Source organism: Alicyclobacillus tolerans, from assembly GCF_048984885.1.
Lineage (GTDB): Bacteria > Bacillota > Bacilli > Alicyclobacillales > Alicyclobacillaceae > Alicyclobacillus_I > Alicyclobacillus_I tolerans.
The window spans coordinates 2,851,485-2,867,498 of sequence record NZ_JBMGNK010000002.1 but is presented as its reverse complement, the minus strand read 5'-3'; the positions used below and the strand labels follow the sequence as shown (position 1 = coordinate 2,867,498).

Here is a 16,014-nt window from a genome sequence, read left to right as displayed (position 1 = left end):
TGTGTGTGTTATTCTGTCAGGAGTTCGTAACCAGGAAGAGTTAAAAATTCAACGCATTCTTCAGAAGTCGAGATTTTGTCAAACAATTGCTTGGCATCAGTGAAACGGGAATGATTCATCGCTTCATTGCCAATTTGCGACGCAATTTTTTCAAGTTCTTCATCGAGCAGTTGCCGGAAAAGTTCGACTGTCACTTTGCGTCCATCTTCCAAAATACCTTTGGGATGGTGAATCCATTGCCAAATTTGTGTTCTGGAGATTTCTGCAGTCGCCGCGTCCTCCATCAGATTGAAAATAGGAACTGCTCCAGAACCGCGCAACCAAGCCTCAATATACTGAAGTCCTACACTAATATTCGTACGCAATCCTGCTTCAGTAATCGAACCTTCAGAGGGACGGATAAGTTCTTCCGCCGTCACATGAACATCTTCACGCAATCGAGAAATCTGGTTGGGTGTTGGCATGTGTTGATTAAAAACTTCCATGGCAACAGGGACTAAACCAGGATGAGCTACCCAGGTTCCGTCATGTCCGTCTGTGACTTCCCGTTCTTTATCTGCGCGCACTTTAGCAAAAGCTTGTTCGTTAGCTGCTTCGTCGTTTTTCACTGGAATTTGCGCCGCCATGCCCCCCATAGCGTGAGCTCCGCGACGATGACAAGTTTGAATCGTCAATAGCGTATAAGCACGCATGAAAGGAACTGTCATCGTTACTTGAGCGCGATCGGGCAAAAAGAAGTCCGGCAAGTTTCGGAAACGTTTGATGTAGCTAAAGATATAGTCCCAACGTCCGCAATTTAAGCCTGCAGCGTGGTGACGAAGTTCATAAAGGATTTCGTCCATTTCAAATACTGCCATAATAGTTTCAATCAGAACAGTAGCTTTGATAGAGCCACTGGGAATCCCCAGTTTTTCTTCGGAATATTGAAAAACATCATTCCAAAGTCGAGCTTCTAAATGACTTTCCATTTTGGGCAAATAGAAATAGGGTCCCGATCCGCGTGCGAGGAGTTCTTTAGCGTTGTGATAGAAATAGAGACCAAAATCAACCAGTGCTCCAGAAGTCAGCTCGCCGTCTACGAGAATATGCCGTTCGGGGAGATGCCAACCGCGAGGCCGCATAATGAGCACGGCTGTTTGCTCATTTAAACGATATTCTTTTCCCTCAGGGGAAACATAGTCAATTTGGCGGCGAATAGCGTCAAACAGGTTGATTTGACCTTGTATCGTATTTTTCCAGGTGGGAGAATTGGCATCTTCAAAGTCCACCAAAAAAGCCTTGGCGCCAGAATTAAGAGCATTGATGACCATTTTTCGATCACTGCTCGGACCAGTAATTTCTACACGCCTGTCCTGTAAATCAGCAGGGACAGGGTCTATTTTCCAATCAGAGTTGCGAATTTCAGCCGTTTCAGGAAGAAATGTGGGTAGTTTTCCTGCGTTTAATTCAGCTTGACGCTTTTCTCTGTTTTGTAGCAATTCAAGTCTGCGGCGGTTAAAGTGGCGATGTAAATCAGCCACAAATTGTAGCGCGTCCATACTCAGAATAGGTTGGTATTCTTCACGCCACGCGCCATGAATTTCCACTCCTTGGGGGGTGTTAAAACGGGTCATCTCTTGAACCTCCCTGTCTGAATGAATTGAACACTTAGAATCATATCACAGTGTTCTGAAATATAGAAGTGCGTTCTGATATACAGAACGCACTTTAGAGTATCCAACAGGTGTTTTAGGGAACCATACCTTTCCATACATGAGCTTGCAGAACAACTAAAATTCCTAAGAGTGCAGTCAGAATTAAGCTGTGAATGAATGTCCTGCGAATGACCAAACCTTCTTTTCCTTTGAGTTCGCCTGTTGATACGCCCGTAGATACGTTTTGTGGCGAAATCATTTTACTCATCACGGCACCACTTGAATTTGTAGCAGCCATTAAGGTGGGTGATAGATGTAAACGGTTGGCGGCGACTACCTGAAGATTGCCAAATAGGGCATTGGAAGAAGTGTCCGAACCCGATAAAAAGCAGGCTATCCAACCCAAAAATCCTGAAAAGAATGGGAATGCCGCACCCAAGGCTGCCACAGCAATACCCAGAGTATAGGCCATACCTGAATAATTATAGAGGTAGGCAAGACCTACGATGCACATAACCGTCAGTATGGGAAATCGCAATTGTCTCCAACTGTCTGCTGCCGCCAGCCAGAAATTTTTCCAACCAGAACGAAGCAACAAAGCAGAGAAAATAACGGCAACCAATATAGGTGTACCACTTCCAAGAGGTTGGAAAACGTAAACGGCTGCATACTTTTTCGCGTACAGTGTCAAATAAATAAGATTGTCCAAGCCTGGCCAGTGAATTTTCTGAGTGCCGAGATCGGACAAATGCAAAAATGTCCAGGCTATGACAATCACTGTAATGGTGAGCCAGGGCAACCAGCCTCGCCAACCTTCTTTACTTGTAAAACCTTCAAAATCTTTGTTGCGTGATTCTGCATGAGCATAAGACTGAAATTCATGACTGTCTTTAGGTTTCCAAACTCGTGTGAAAAGAACAAGGACAATGAGAGAAACTAAAGCAGCCAGTACATCAGGAAGTTGTGGACCTAGATAGTTGGAAACGAGAAATTGTGTAATAGCATAAGAGAATCCTGCTACAAACGCGGCTGGCCAGGCGCCTTTTAAAGCTTTCCAACCACCCATGACTAAAATGACATAGAAGGGTAGGAGGAAGGCGAAAAAAGGTAACTGTCGCCCGACCATGGCTGATAAATGGGCTACTGGCAAATTGGTCACAGAACCGAGTGTGACAATGGGTACGCCAAGAGCTCCGAAAGCGACAGGAGCGGTATCAAAAATAAGAGCGTATACTACGGCGTCCAAAACTGGAAAACCCAGACCGACAAGAAGTGCAGATGCAATGGCTACAGGTGTTCCAAATCCTGCTATTCCCTCCATAAGTGCACCAAAACTGAAAGCAATGACAAGCAGTTGAATTCTTCGGTCAGTTGTAGCGTAGCGATACATCCACCGGCGAAAATTTTCAAACGATCCGGTTCTTTGACTAAGGTTGTAGAGCCACATAGCGGCAAAGACAATCCACATGACAGGCCATAAGGCAAATACCGCTCCGTTGGCAATTGAACTTACAGCTAGATGAGCGGGCAATTTCCACACGAATACGGCCATAATAAAACCAATCACCAGGCCGCTCAGAGCTGCAATCCAGGCAGGTACACGAAGAATACCAAGCAGAACCAGGACAACGGCAATGGGAATCAATCCTACCAAAAAGGAAGGTAGTGTTGCGTGAGCAACCGGGAGTAAGAGCTGATGAAACAATGCGTGGGAAAGATTCAATCGGCTCACATCCTTCTGTAATCATGAATCGTAAAGCTTGAAATACAACGAGATCAGGAAATATATATGAAAGCGGTTACATTATTTTTCTGGACGCTTCCTATCCTCCTTTCTTTGCTGTCATCGACAGACAAGGATCGTGTTCGACACATTCTATTGCGCAAAAATTCAAAATACAATATTCTAGAACAAAATTCTGTATAGTAGAATTCAGTAGGAAGAAATGTCTCCCGAATATCGGGATCATATTGAACATCAAGATTAGGGGATAGACATTTGGAGGATTATACGGTCAAATCTGTTGAAAAAGCATTGCAGTTGCTGGAAGCTGTCAGTGAGTATCCACAAGGAGTGGCTATTACTGAGTTAGCAGAACGTATGAGAATGGTCAAAAGCACTGTACATCGTCTTTTGCAAACGATGATGCGTCGCGGTTTTATTGAACAGGACAGCACCACGGGACGTTATAAGTTGGGTTATGCTGTGCTCGATCTCGGTATGCGTTTATATGCGTCGATTGACTTGCGCAAGGAAGCTGAGCCTTTTCTACGCGAACTCGTGCAACAAACTGGTGAAGTTGTTCATCTGGCGCTAGTTGATCAAGGATCGGTCGTTTATATTGACAAATACGATAGTGCGAGTACCATACGTATGCACTCCAGAGTTGGCAAGCGAGTACCCGTTCATGCTACTGGGCTCGGAAAAGCGATTTTAGCTTTCTCTCCTCGTCAAATAGCACTTTCTATACTGGATCGGTATGGGATGCCATCGCTGACTCCTTATACCATCACGAGTAAAGAAGTATTTATGCAGATTTTGCAACAAGTTCGTGAGAATGGTTTTGCGGAGGATGCCGAGGAGAACGAATTAGGTGTTTGTTGTGTGGCTGCGCCTATTTTTAATAATCAACGGCAGGCGGTTGCGGCTTGCAGTGTTTCCGGTCCGAAGGATAGAATGGACGACAAACGACGTCAAGAGTATGCTGAATATGTGCGACAGGCAGGGCATAACATTTCTATGCGACTTGGCTACGGATTAAGTGGTTCCTCTATTTAACGATTCGTTGCATGGAGTGGCTTTACGTGTGAAATACATAAATTACAGAACACAGTTCTGTAATATAGAACAATTTTTCAGAATGATGGCATGTTTCGGTTTTATTCGTTAAAAGATCATCCATGATAGGTCGGTAAAAGGTGGGGAAAGTATGGGGCAGCATCCAGATGATGTGTTGGAAAAAATAAGTCTGTTACAGAAAACGGCAGCCCATTTTTCGGAAAATACTGGCATTACAGTGGAAGAAAGAGCTGGAATGTACAATAACCAATATCTTCATGTGAAAGCCCATAGTCCAGAGGCGGTTGTTTCGGTCATGAACTTGGCGGGAGAGAAGGGCTGGCGTGTACACCCTTGCGGAGCTGGGACGATTTGGCCAATGTTGGATGATGATTCCATGGACATTCTGCTGGATGTATCTCCTCTTCAACAATGCATAGAGTATTCTCCTGCTGATATGGTCATTACCGTACAAAGCGGAATGTCTTTGCATTGTTTACAGAATATAGTTCATGAGCAAGGGCAGCATCTACCCGTTTATCCAGTTTGTCATCCTGGAGCCACTGTAGGAGGACTTTTGGCTGCCAATCATAATGGACCCGAAAGGGTGTTGTATGGTACTTGGAGAGATTTGTTGATTGGTGCACGGGTTGTGATGGCGAATGGTGAGTTATTGCGTACTGGAGGCAAAGTGGTTAAGAATGTAGCTGGTTATGATATGTCCAAGTTATGGGTAGGTTCTTATGGTTCTCTGGGTATTCTTACGGAATGCACTTTTAAGTTGCGTCCCTTGCCACTTTATCACTCCGTATGTCTATTAACTGGTGATTTTATGAAAATTTCTGAGGCTAGTTCCTTGATTAGAGATTCATCGTTGATTCCAAGTACTTTTGAGTGGATGTCAGGAGATGAATTGAACAACTTATGGGATACGCCAGCGCCAACAGCGTTAGCCATCGGTTGTCATGAGAACCAGCTTTCAGCTGAATACCAAGCTGATTTTCTTCGTCAGATTTGCCGTCAACTCGGTATTCAAATATCTGTCCTTCACGGGCAGGAAGCAGATGAATGGTGGCAACAATACCGCCAATTGCTTGCTTCCTATCCCATTCTCCTGCAAATACAGGCTAAGCCCACAACTTTGCCTGAAATTCAGAAAACATTGCACAACTGGTCTCACGTTACAGGTTGTCCAATAGAACAGAGTGCAAGTCAACCAGTGGGAGTTTTACGCATCTATACCAAGCCTACAGAAATTAATGCCCGTCTATTGATAGCAGAGGCAGTCCGCCTAACTCGCCAATATTCAGCTACGCTTCAACTACTTTCTGCCCCACTTGCCTGGCGTTCCTCTTTGCTTCGTGAATTGCCCACTTATCTTCATCCTGTGGAGCAACAACTGATGAAATCGTTAAAACAATCGTTTGATCCAAATGAAATTCTACCCCAACTACCTATTTTGGGAGGCGGTTTGCTTGAGTCTGCCATTTGAAGAAGTACATCGCCAGTCATCTTTCATATTTGCGGATGCTCCAGATGAGGATAAATACTCCGTCTGTGTACATTGCGGTTTTTGCTTAGAAGTTTGCCCTACATATCAGGAGTGGTCGGATGAAAACCATTCACCGCGGGGAAGGGTTTATTTAATTAAACAAACAGCCGAAGGTCACTTGACTCTAAACGAAGATGTTATGGATCCCGTTTTCACTTGTCTAGATTGTCGAGCTTGCGAATCTGTTTGTCCTTCTGGTGTGCAAGTGGGAGCTTTGATAGAGGAGGCGCGAGGACAAGTGTTTTATGCCAACCCTAAAAGAGGTTGGCGAGGATGGTTAGAGCAACTATTTTTACGTGAGATTTTCCCCCATCCTAAACGTTTACAAAAGTTACGGGCTCTGACGCGTTTTTATCAAGTTTCAGGACTTCAAACTTGGGTGAGAAAGCTTGGGTTATTGCGGATTTTGCCTCGGCATTTACAGGCGTTGGAAGCGGCTATGCCTGAAGTGACTGTTCAACCATTACTAGGGAATTCGGAAAATTTACCAATGGTGGATGGCAAATCTTCAACTCGTAAAAATACGGGAGAAAAAGGTAAGGTTGCACTGTTTACAGGTTGTGTGATGGATGTTTTTTATACGCATGTTCATGAAGCTACAGCTGAAGTCTTGCTTCGCAATCATTTCCAAGTTCATGTACCAAGCGAACAGAAATGTTGCGGAGCACTGCAGGTTCATGCGGGAGACCGGGAAACAGCGCGTTCGTTGGCAAGAAAGAATATACAAGCATTCCTAAATTCAGATGCAGATTATATTGTTGTTAACGCTGCAGGTTGTGGAGCGTTGTTGAAAGAATATCCTGAACTTTTCCACAATTATCCAGAAGAAATAGAAAGAGCAGAGTTATTTGCATCTAAAGTCAGAGATATTTCTGAATTGCTTTTTGAAAAAGGATGGGAACCTCCGAAAGGTGAGCTTTGCGAAACTGTAGCCTATCATGATGCTTGTCATCTCTGTCATGCACAAAAAATACGGCATCAACCAAGAGCATTGCTCGCTTCTATTCCAGGACTTCAATTAGTGGATTTGCCAGATGCAGATCGGTGTTGTGGAAGTGCAGGTATATATAACCTGACACATCCAGAAATGGCTCAAAGACTTCTCGAACGTAAACTGGCGGACATTCCGGATGACGTATCCACTTTAGCAATGGGAAATCCGGGTTGTCTATTACAAATTTCCTCAGGTCTGAAAGAAAAAAATGTACCCGTCAAAGTGGTCCATACGGTGGAACTGTTGCAACGAGCCTACAGAATGGAAGGGGAAGGTGAAGACGGTGCTGCCAAGACATGTGCAAATTGAGCTTGAAAACTTGCTCGGATCGGCAAATGTCATCTTTCAATCGGATAAGCTAAAAGCTTATGACTGCGATGCGTATGTAGCTGAAAAGGCGATGCCAAGAGCAGTAGTGTTCCCTCAATCTACTGAACAAGTGGCCTCCATTGTAAAAATCTTCAATCGCGAGCAAATACCTTTCCTTCCTCGTGGCGCTGGTACAGGATTGTCAGGGGGAGCTACTCCGTTCGCTGGTGAGGTTGTCATTAGTTTAGTTAAAATGGATCGATTGCTGCATGTGGATTTTGAAAATCATCGAGCTATTGTGCAGCCGGGTTTTGTGAACTTAGTTTTAAGTCGCCAGATTGCACATCGTGGCTTCTATTACGCTCCCGATCCCTCCAGCCAGTCTGTATGCACCATAGGAGGAAATGTGGCTGAAAATTCTGGGGGATCGCACTGCCTCAAATACGGGGTAACGAGCAATCACGTAGTGGCTTTAACTTTGGTCACTCCCACAGGTGAAATTGTTACGCTTGGGCAGGTACATGGTGATGTGTTGGGATATGATTTACTGGGAGTCATGGTAGGTTCGGAAGGGACATTGGGCATTGTTACAGAGATTACAGTAAAAATTTTAAAAAAACCAGAATCGGTGGAAACTGTATTAGCTTATTTTCATACGGTAGCCGACGCTTCTGACACAGTTTCTGATCTCATAGCTCATGGTGTGCTGCCAGCTGCGGTAGAGATGATGGATCAATTGATGATGCAGGCAGTAGATAAAAGTGTCTACCATGTAGGTTATCCGCCGGAAATTGCGGCAGTGCTGCTGATTGAAGTAGATGGCCTTCAAGCTGGTGTGGAAGATATGGCCCAACGCGTATTGGATATCTGTTGTCGCCATAATGTTCATTCAGTTCGTCGGGCTGTTAATGAAGAAGAACGGAAACTTTGGTGGAGCAGTCGGAAGATGGCATTTCCAGCCGTAGGTCGAATTTCTCCTGATTATATGGTTCAAGATGGTGTGATTCCACGTACAAGGTTAACGGAGATATTGGCTAGGATTGCAGATTTGAGTCATGAATATGGATTGCGCGTCGCCAATGTCTTTCATGCTGGGGATGGGAATTTACACCCATTGATATGTTATGACGGCCGTATTCCAGAGCAGTTGGCAAAAGCGATGGATCTCGGCAGAAAAATTTTAGAGCTTTGTGTAGAAATGGGTGGGAGTATTACAGGTGAGCATGGTGTGGGAATTGAGAAAATTGAACAGATGAAAGTCCAATTCTCTTCTGTTGACTTGCAATGGCAGGAAAGGTTGCGACGTGTGTTCAATCCTGCTGATTTATGTAATTCTGGCAAGCTGATTCCACGCCCTGCCCGTTGTGCTGAATTTCGACAAATTCAAACCATGGTTGAAAAGTACGCAGCAGCGTTCCAGGAAACGGTATAATTCGTCAATACCAGCGCCCCAATCCATTGTCGACTGATTGGGGCGTGTAAATGGACTAGCAGCTCAAATGACCAAACAGATTCTTCTTAATAAGACTTGGCGTACCATACGCTGTGTTTCGCTTCAGAGCCGCAGACTACGCATGTTTGTAAGTGAGTAGGCGGCTCAAAGGGAATGTTGCGGCTTGTAGCGCCAGTTTTCTCTTTGATAGTTAACTCGCAAACGTTGTCACCACACCAACCTGCTAAAACAAACCCACGCTGATTTTGGATAATATCATCTAATTCAGTAAAAGATGCAGCGATTCGGCTATTTTCTTCGGCAAATTGCTTAGCTTTGCGATACATATTTTGTTGAATATCCGTTAAAAGATGTTCAACGGTCTCTTCTAATTTATCTATTGCAATAGCCTGTTTATCTCCTGTGTCGCGACGAACCAAGACCACTTGTCCAGCATCCATGTCGCGCGGTCCCACTTCTAATCGAATAGGAATTCCTCGCATTTCATATTCGTTAAATTTCCAGCCGGGACTTGTATCTTCATTGGCGTCCATTTGAACGCGAATGTTACGTTTAGAAATTCGCTTCAATAAATCTTTGGCGTGAGTTACAACGCGTTCTCTCTCTTTTTGTGGACCAATTGGAATGATCATGACTTGGGTAGGTGCGATTTTAGGTGGTAGTGCCAAACCGCGATCGTCCCCATGAACCATAATCAGCGCTCCAAGAATACGTGTGGAGATCCCCCAGGAAGTCGTATGAACATATTTTCTCTCGTTGTCTTTATCGAGAAATTGAATCTCAAACCCTTTGGCAAAGTTTTGTCCCAAATAGTGTGATGTTGCTGCCTGCAGCGCTTTTCCATCTTTCATCAGGGCTTCAATTGAATAAGTGCTAACGGCGCCAGCAAACTTTTCTAGAGGTGTCTTTTGACCTTTGAAGACTGGAATGGCCAAGAAATTCTCTACAAAATCTGTATAGATGTTGAGCATCTGTTCAGTTTCTGCAATCGCTTCTTCAGCAGTTGCGTGTGCAGTATGACCTTCTTGCCAGAGGAATTCGCTTGTTCTTAAGAATGGAAGCGTTCGTTTCTCCCAACGCACTACGTTTGCCCATTGATTAATCAGTACAGGCAAATCACGATAGGACTGAATCCATTGTGCGTACATATGACCAATGATGGTTTCGCTGGTTGGCCTTACCGCCAGACGCTCTTCCAATTTTTCTCCGCCTGCTTCAGTTACCCAAGGTAACTCAGGGTTAAAACCCTCCACATGTTCTTTTTCTTTCTGAAAAAAAGATTCTGGAATGAAGAGCGGAAAATAGGCATTGCGGTGCCCAGTTTCTTTAAAACGTCTGTCAAGTTCTTGTTGGCAGGCTTCCCAAAGCGCATACCCATCTGGTTTAAACACAATACAACCGCGCACCGGCGCGTAATCCATCAAGTCAGCACGCCGAATGACGTCAATATACCAGCGTGAAAAGTCTTCGCTTTGAGGAGTAATTTCTTTGACGAAAGATTTATCAGATTTTGGCATACAGCGTCCTCCTTGTTTTCCTGTGCCCATCTTACACGGCAAGAAGCCTAAAGGAAAGTGCAGGAGAGTAGAACAAGCTTTCTTCGCCATAATAATTTTGTCAGGAGGAATTTCACATGGATACCATTACGCACGCTGCTATGGGCATAGGTGTCTACTCTACATGGTTGGCTTTTGCCCCGCCGGATCCCCATCTTTCCCACTCTGTCATGCTTGCGGCAGCCGTATTAGGCTCGGAAATCTGTGATTTGGATACCGTTATGCGTCTTTTTGGCAGGGAACGATTTTTATATGCTCATCGTCGCGCCACGCATTCTCTGCCAGGCACTCTCTTTTTCGCTTTATTGATTGCCGCTGTTTTTCAGTTGTGGAGTTCAGGGAAAGGTCCGGAAATTTTTTTCATGGCTTGGTTCTGTGCGTTGCTGCATGTGCTTAGTGATGTTTTGACAGCTTATGGTACGGCTGTTTTTTGGCCGATCTCGGAAAAAAGATACGCATTGGATGTCTTATTTTTATACGAATACGCATGGGATGTATGGCTTGTCTTAGGTTTAGTGTTACACCTCATGGGCATTCCGCTCTTGAAAGTAGTCATTCTTTGTGACGGATTGGCGTTGTTGCTGCTATTCATTCGTGTTCTGAATCGACTCATTTTACCTAAACGAGTACGTCCTATCCTGCAATCGGATGAATCTGCGGTTTTTCCACCCGCGCTACTTCCATGGCGTCAACAGTTTGTCTTTGCTCATCCTTCAGGAATAGTGCGTTTTGGAAGTTGTTCGTGGTTTAAATCTCCGGTGATAGATGCTGTTTATCAAACGGAGGAAACGCAAGCGTTTCATTATGTATTGCACGAAACCAAACTTGGTCGAGAGTTTTCACGCTTGGCGAGAGTGCTGATTGGGTGGACAGAGCGAGAGGGCGATGGATTTCGGGTACGCCTGGCGGATGCAGTGTTTCGTAGCGGGCGGTTGCTTCCTTTTCATATTTGGGTTGTATTGCGATTGGAAGGAGAACGTTTTGCCATTTTGTCTGAAGGTATGCGCTTTGAGGCATTTCGACCTGCAGCTTGGGGAGGTCAGGTAGTGGATTTTCCTTTAAGAAATAAGAAAAAAACTCCATCTGCTCATTCAATCATCCGTTGAGTGCGAATCTTCAGGAAGATAAGTTGCTTGATTGTCGCTTAAAAATTCAGCAATCGATTCCAGTAAAAGAGAAGTGTTATCGAGTGCTTTACGTTCAGCGAGATGTTCAGCCAATTGTAAGTAACGTGCTCCTTCTTCAGAAACCAGCAAAGGATAGTTTACAGTAGTCATCTTTTCCTCTCGTTCGTTGTGACTGTCAAAATAGCTGAGCGGCAAATCAAATGCATGGGCAATCCGGCAGACCACATCGAAGGAAGGATTTTTGCGTCCCCCTTTTTCAATGGCGCTTAAATGGCTCATAGAAATTCCCGTCCGTTGACAAAGTGTTGCCAACGTCCAGTGTCTTTGTAGTCGCAAGTACCTGATTTTTTCTCCCAGTGTCATGTGGCCACCCCACAACAACGCTCAGTATGCTTTATCAGTATAGGAATGTTATACAAATGTGTAAAGGGGAGAGACGATTCTCTAAGTCTCTCCATTTTTTATATGAGTTACGTGTGGCCAGTATCTAGACCACTCATCCCGGCTTACTACTGCCATGGACAATAACTCATCAGACTCAAATTGTCTTCGTCGGAAAAACTTTCGATAATGCGATGGAATTTTTCCGGTATCAGAATAAAAACGATGAGGGGGTAGTTTACGCCAGGCTAGAATAGCTTGCATATTCTCTGTAGGGATGAGAAAAAGAGCCTCCTCAATAGAAAAAACATGTATGAGATTGTGAATCAGTTCAGACTTGACAGGCAAATTCCACCCCTTATTGCGAAAAGAAGGGAGTAGATAGGTTCCAGCCTCCATACGCCGTTGGCCATCGTTAAACCATTGTTCATCAATGAGGGATACGTACGCAAAACCAATGGTCTGTTCTGACTCATTCCTTGCAGATGTTTCGCCTGCCTTTTGGAATGAGTTCTCACGCTGAATAGGGTGCATAGTAAATATCCATGCTTCGGCGCTGCCGTTTGCTCGGCCAAGTTGTAAGCTCGCCCACCATGACAACACTGATGTTGTAGAAAAAGCCATAGCAAAGGCTTGATCGGATTCAAGAAGAGGTAGTAAATCAAGTAAATTTTCCTCAGTCATGGGACAAACACTGGAGAGTTGAAGCATGAGTGACTTCCTTTCTGTAGGATTCTCAATGTTTGCAAGATGCTCATTCTAGCATACGGTAATTGAATATTAAGAGAAAAATTTTTCGCACGTTTTCTACAATCGTATAAAAATGGCAGACAAATTGAGTCAACATCTGCTAGAATTTACTCTATTGTAGAAAATGATGGGGTGGTGGGTGTGGCACGTTTGTCTGAAAATGTAAAATATTACCGAACAGTCAAAGGGATGTCGGTTCGAGAACTTGCCATGAAAGCAGGAGTTAGTTCTTCATATATCTATGCCATAGAGTCGGGCGCTAGAGGAAGCAATTTAACTAAATTGGAGAAAATTGCAGAAGCTTTGGAAGTTCCGCTACAACGATTGTGGGAGGAGAAAAAACACCCATGAGTCTTCGTACAGGACTGGAAAAAAGACGAAAAGAGATGCGACTGTCACAATTTGAATTGGCGAAAGGGCTGACCTCTCAGAGTCATATTTCTCTTCTTGAAAGAGGGTTAGTAAAGCCGTCCAACGAGTTGGCGGAAGCACTTTCCCAAAGATTGTGTTGTTCAGTGGAACAACTATTCGCAGCAGATGACAGTTCTCTCCTGCAAGGGAAACTTTTGCAAAAGGCTTGGCATGCTTTTTTGCTATCTGAGTTATCTCAACCTGAGGGTTTGAAAGAATTATGTCAAATTAGAGAGGATTTGCTTGATATACAAGAGAAATTGCTATATCAACACTATCTTATCTCCTCTCAAAGTCTCACAAACGAATTGGACTGGTACGATTTTGAGAGAAGATTAGACTGCGTCTGGCTGATTCCAGCAGGAAAAAGCAGAGAAAGCAGACAGAGGGAAATACAGCGCAAGGAAGAATTACAGCGTCTGGTGGTAGACGCAGCTACTCGCAGAAATATTTATGCTCATCTGGGTCGAATGGAAGCTGCCGATTGGTGGAGTCAACAGGAATGTCAATTGCTGCAAAGGTGGAACTGGTATCAGATGCAGCCGCTTGTCGATCAGATTTGTCACCGTCTATATGATTCCAAGGAAGAAAGGGAACTTCATGATGCCCACGCCTGAAGAGATTGGATATGCAGATGCCATTCGTCAAATGCAGCGCGCCTTGCATCGCAGGCAAAAGCAGTTACAAGAACAACTTGAGCAACCGGAGATTAGCAGCGAAGCAGAGGTAAAACTTCAAGCAAGGTTAGATGAAATCAAACATTGTTTAGAGGTTCTTGAATCCATTCACCGCTGATCTTTGATAAAAATTTTATAGGAAATTATCAAAAAGTTGTTAACATGTGATACCATGCGGATAAGTGACTTCGTAAATTAGAGGATGGGTTACTATGCCGTTTGAGCGTCTCCGTGACAAACACGTAGATAAACTTTTTCAGGCAGTTCTGTCATTGGAGACAATGGATGAATGTTATGCATTTTTTGAAGACCTCTGCACAATCGGAGAAATTAAATCGCTTGCTCAGCGCTTGGCAGTTGCGGAGATGCTCCAGCAAGGACTCACGTATCATCAAATTGAAGAAGAAACGGGCGCCAGTACCGCCACCATCAGTCGTGTCAAACGCTGTTTGTACTATGGTGCAGACGGTTATGTCACGGTGTTGAAGAGATTGCAGCAAGAACAAACCAACCATTGGCGCCAAGGCGGAGATGGGGATAAGACGTATGATTGATAAATGGGGTAGAGAGCGTTTTGAGTTTGTTCAAGATCCAATTGATTTTTTTGATTTAATGGGACAGGCTGCTTGGCATCGTGAATTACAGATGACCTGTCTGCATACGGCAAGCATTCGCGAAATGGACGATGTGGTAGACATGGCGTGTGGTGCTGGTTGGCTGGGTCTCTATTTGGCTCATAGAGTGAATACAGTTTACTTTGTGGATAAAGATGAACGAATGGTAGAACGTGCCCGGCGCAATGCAATCAAATATAAAATTGACAATGTAGCTTTTCAAGTCGCAGATGCCAGTCATCTTCCTTATCCGGATTATCGCTTTTCAGTTATCTTTTGTGTTAATCTTCTATTTTTATTGGACGATCCGTTAAAGGCCATTCGTGAAATGATGCGTACGCTCAAGCCGGGAGGAAGGTTGATTATGGTCAATCCTTCTCGCAATATGAATCTTTGGGCGGCAGAACAGTATTGCATGAATAATGGTATTACTCAGTTGGACAAGGACATGTTTGTTTCTTGGGCAGCAACGGCTGCTCGTTGCAATCCTCTGATGATCCGCTCCTTAGAAAATCCTCAAATTCCAGAGGCTGAACTGATTAAACAGCATTATATGTTGGGTGGGTTAGCGAGTTTTGTCAGAGTTGTCAAACGGAAAGAACTGCCGACTGCTTAAAGTGATGAAGAATGACTGGCCCGTAAAAACCGTGGTCAGTTTTGTTTTGAAAAGAAATTTCTCAATATTTGAAATTGATTTATACGTTGATTCTGGATAATTGGTTGACGTGCAGGATACGCTGGAAAATATAAAATTTGCAATCCTGAAAGAGGAATAAGACTACCCCTTCGAAAATTGTTAAATTTGTGTCGCAAATTGACACAATTTGTGGTCATTTGTCGGAACAGTATGTTAAGCTACGGGTGTATGATTGCTGTGGCCTTCCAAATTGGGCAAAAAACATTTGGAAGAATCAGAAATTATTTACAACCATAAACCAATTTCACCGATACGACATTGGGTGGTCGAAAAAAATAACAAAGAGGTGTAGAACATGAGATTATTGGACAAGGTTCAAGAAATGGGTAAGTTGTTGCGCAGCGCAAACGAACAGGTGAATTTTCATGAGGTGGCGGAGTTTCTGAGCCGTGTTTTGACTGCGAATACTTATATTGTTGGTAGAAAGGGAAAAATTCTTGGTTATGGCGTAGCAGAACATGCGTTAACGGAAGAGTGGCTGGATATCATGACCCGCGATCAACGCTTCCCCGGGGATTTTAACAAGCATTTGCTTACAATTGAACAAACCGTGGCCAATTTGGAGGATAAGGAACCTTTCTACGTTTTTTCTCCTGAAGAAAATGAAAGTTTTCGCAGTAAGCATATCGCCATTGCACCCGTGATTGGTGCACGTGAACGACAGGGAACGCTTGTTTTTGCTCGCACTAATCAACAATTCAGTGAAGAAGATATGGTATTGATTGAATATGCTGCTTCGATTGTGGCGCTTGAAGTTGTACATTCGCGCCAACAGCGAAAAGAAGAGGAAAGCCGCCAGCGTGCGCTTGCACATTTGGCTGTAGAGTCACTGTCTTTCTCCGAATTACAAGCAGCCAAATATTTGGTCGATGCGGTAAAAAATTCTCCAGATGGCATTGTCGTCAGTAGTCAAATAGCCGATGAACATGGTGTTACCCGTTCTGTTATTGTGAATAGTATTCGTAAGTTGGAAAGTGCGGGAACCATTGAAAGTCGTTCGCTTGGTATGAAAGGTACACATTTGCGTGTATTGAACGCTTTTGTAGAGGATGAAATTAACCGCCAATTCGACCGCTAAAA

The 16,014-nt window shown here is 44.0% G+C and carries 16 protein-coding genes; 11 read left to right on the top strand and 5 right to left on the bottom strand.

Translation table 11 applies throughout. The features are described 5' to 3' along the window. Window positions 1-8: 8 nt before the first annotated feature. Window positions 9-1,613 carry a malate synthase A gene (gene aceB, locus ACOJUR_RS14615; protein WP_420950402.1) on the bottom strand — a complete coding sequence of 535 codons (1,605 nt, stop codon included), beginning with the start codon at window positions 1,611-1,613 and terminating at the stop codon, window positions 9-11. 115 nt (window positions 1,614-1,728) lie between these two features. Then, on the bottom strand, window positions 1,729-3,339 hold the full coding sequence (locus ACOJUR_RS14610) for an L-lactate permease (RefSeq protein WP_072875084.1): 1,611 nt from the start codon (window positions 3,337-3,339) through the stop codon (window positions 1,729-1,731). A gap of 294 nt (window positions 3,340-3,633) precedes the next feature. On the opposite strand from ACOJUR_RS14610, the gene ACOJUR_RS14605 reads away from it, so the two are divergent. The 4 genes from ACOJUR_RS14605 (at window position 3,634) to ACOJUR_RS14590 (ending at window position 8,700) form a co-directional block, all read left to right on the top strand. After that, window positions 3,634-4,413, top strand: a complete 780-nt coding sequence (locus tag ACOJUR_RS14605; protein WP_072875074.1) for an IclR family transcriptional regulator — start codon at window positions 3,634-3,636, stop codon at window positions 4,411-4,413. Window positions 4,414-4,564: 151 nt separating this feature from the next. Beyond that, window positions 4,565-5,905: an FAD-binding oxidoreductase gene (locus ACOJUR_RS14600; protein WP_420950401.1), complete on the top strand. Its 1,341-nt coding sequence runs from the start codon at window positions 4,565-4,567 to the stop codon at window positions 5,903-5,905. Beyond that, window positions 5,889-7,268 carry a (Fe-S)-binding protein gene (locus tag ACOJUR_RS14595; protein WP_420950400.1) on the top strand — a complete coding sequence of 460 codons (1,380 nt, stop codon included), beginning with the start codon at window positions 5,889-5,891 and terminating at the stop codon, window positions 7,266-7,268. Before ACOJUR_RS14600 ends, ACOJUR_RS14595 begins: the two co-directional genes overlap by 17 nt. Next, window positions 7,243-8,700 (top strand): FAD-linked oxidase C-terminal domain-containing protein, encoded by a 1,458-nt coding sequence (locus ACOJUR_RS14590; protein ID WP_420950399.1) that lies wholly within the window; start codon window positions 7,243-7,245, stop codon window positions 8,698-8,700. Before ACOJUR_RS14595 ends, ACOJUR_RS14590 begins: the two co-directional genes overlap by 26 nt. An 86-nt stretch (window positions 8,701-8,786) precedes the next feature. Here ACOJUR_RS14590 and proS read toward each other — a convergent pair whose 3' ends face one another. Further along, window positions 8,787-10,238 carry a proline--tRNA ligase gene (proS, locus tag ACOJUR_RS14585; protein ID WP_420950398.1) on the bottom strand — a complete coding sequence of 484 codons (1,452 nt, stop codon included), beginning with the start codon at window positions 10,236-10,238 and terminating at the stop codon, window positions 8,787-8,789. A gap of 116 nt (window positions 10,239-10,354) precedes the next feature. Here proS and ACOJUR_RS14580 point away from each other — a divergent pair, with 116 nt between their 5' ends. Continuing rightward, a complete protein-coding gene (locus tag ACOJUR_RS14580) occupies window positions 10,355-11,383 on the top strand; it encodes a metal-dependent hydrolase (RefSeq protein ID WP_420950397.1) in 1,029 nt (342 codons plus the stop codon). On the opposite strand, the gene ACOJUR_RS14575 is transcribed toward ACOJUR_RS14580, so the two are convergent. Both ACOJUR_RS14575 and ACOJUR_RS14570 read right to left on the bottom strand, forming a co-directional pair. Beyond that, window positions 11,369-11,767, bottom strand: coding sequence for a helix-turn-helix domain-containing protein (locus tag ACOJUR_RS14575; RefSeq protein WP_255567372.1), 399 nt, complete (start codon window positions 11,765-11,767; stop codon window positions 11,369-11,371). The two genes, ACOJUR_RS14580 and ACOJUR_RS14575, sit on opposite strands and share 15 nt — an antisense overlap. A gap of 81 nt (window positions 11,768-11,848) precedes the next feature. Next, complete coding sequence (locus ACOJUR_RS14570) at window positions 11,849-12,496, bottom strand: hypothetical protein (RefSeq protein WP_420950396.1); 648 nt, start codon at window positions 12,494-12,496, stop codon at window positions 11,849-11,851. A 180-nt stretch (window positions 12,497-12,676) separates the two neighbouring features. On the opposite strand from ACOJUR_RS14570, the gene ACOJUR_RS14565 reads away from it, so the two are divergent. The 6 genes from ACOJUR_RS14565 to codY all read left to right on the top strand — a co-directional run bounded on the left by ACOJUR_RS14565 (window position 12,677) and on the right by codY (window position 16,012). Beyond that, window positions 12,677-12,886: a helix-turn-helix domain-containing protein gene (locus tag ACOJUR_RS14565; protein ID WP_238413550.1), complete on the top strand. Its 210-nt coding sequence runs from the start codon at window positions 12,677-12,679 to the stop codon at window positions 12,884-12,886. Then, on the top strand, window positions 12,883-13,563 hold the full coding sequence (locus ACOJUR_RS14560; RefSeq protein WP_203114699.1) for a helix-turn-helix domain-containing protein: 681 nt from the start codon (window positions 12,883-12,885) through the stop codon (window positions 13,561-13,563). Before ACOJUR_RS14565 ends, ACOJUR_RS14560 begins: the two co-directional genes overlap by 4 nt. Beyond that, the gene (locus ACOJUR_RS14555) at window positions 13,550-13,741 is read left to right on the top strand and encodes a hypothetical protein (RefSeq protein WP_129583649.1); all 192 of its coding nucleotides are present in this window, start codon (window positions 13,550-13,552) and stop codon (window positions 13,739-13,741) included. Before ACOJUR_RS14560 ends, ACOJUR_RS14555 begins: the two co-directional genes overlap by 14 nt. Before the next feature lie 94 nt (window positions 13,742-13,835). Continuing rightward, entirely contained in the window at window positions 13,836-14,177 is a 342-nt protein-coding gene (locus tag ACOJUR_RS14550) for a YerC/YecD family TrpR-related protein (RefSeq protein WP_072875063.1), read from the top strand. Then, window positions 14,170-14,853, top strand: coding sequence for a class I SAM-dependent methyltransferase (locus tag ACOJUR_RS14545; protein ID WP_072875062.1), 684 nt, complete (start codon window positions 14,170-14,172; stop codon window positions 14,851-14,853). Before ACOJUR_RS14550 ends, ACOJUR_RS14545 begins: the two co-directional genes overlap by 8 nt. A gap of 376 nt (window positions 14,854-15,229) precedes the next feature. Next, window positions 15,230-16,012 (top strand): GTP-sensing pleiotropic transcriptional regulator CodY, encoded by a 783-nt coding sequence (codY, locus tag ACOJUR_RS14540; RefSeq protein WP_203114698.1) that lies wholly within the window; start codon window positions 15,230-15,232, stop codon window positions 16,010-16,012. The last annotated feature ends 2 nt before the right edge of the window (window positions 16,013-16,014 follow it).

Coding starts and splice junctions, on each gene's coding strand:
- ACOJUR_RS14580 (WP_420950397.1), top strand. CDS start 10,355: ATGGATACCATTACGCACGCTGCTATGGGCATAGGTGTCTACTCTACA.
- ACOJUR_RS14600 (WP_420950401.1), top strand. CDS start 4,565: ATGGGGCAGCATCCAGATGATGTGTTGGAAAAAATAAGTCTGTTACAG.
- aceB (WP_420950402.1), bottom strand. CDS start 1,613: ATGACCCGTTTTAACACCCCCCAAGGAGTGGAAATTCATGGCGCGTGG.
- ACOJUR_RS14545 (WP_072875062.1), top strand. CDS start 14,170: ATGATTGATAAATGGGGTAGAGAGCGTTTTGAGTTTGTTCAAGATCCA.
- ACOJUR_RS14555 (WP_129583649.1), top strand. CDS start 13,550: ATGCCCACGCCTGAAGAGATTGGATATGCAGATGCCATTCGTCAAATG.
- proS (WP_420950398.1), bottom strand. CDS start 10,238: ATGCCAAAATCTGATAAATCTTTCGTCAAAGAAATTACTCCTCAAAGC.
- ACOJUR_RS14560 (WP_203114699.1), top strand. CDS start 12,883: ATGAGTCTTCGTACAGGACTGGAAAAAAGACGAAAAGAGATGCGACTG.
- ACOJUR_RS14550 (WP_072875063.1), top strand. CDS start 13,836: ATGCCGTTTGAGCGTCTCCGTGACAAACACGTAGATAAACTTTTTCAG.
- ACOJUR_RS14575 (WP_255567372.1), bottom strand. CDS start 11,767: ATGACACTGGGAGAAAAAATCAGGTACTTGCGACTACAAAGACACTGG.
- ACOJUR_RS14570 (WP_420950396.1), bottom strand. CDS start 12,496: ATGCTTCAACTCTCCAGTGTTTGTCCCATGACTGAGGAAAATTTACTT.
- codY (WP_203114698.1), top strand. CDS start 15,230: ATGAGATTATTGGACAAGGTTCAAGAAATGGGTAAGTTGTTGCGCAGC.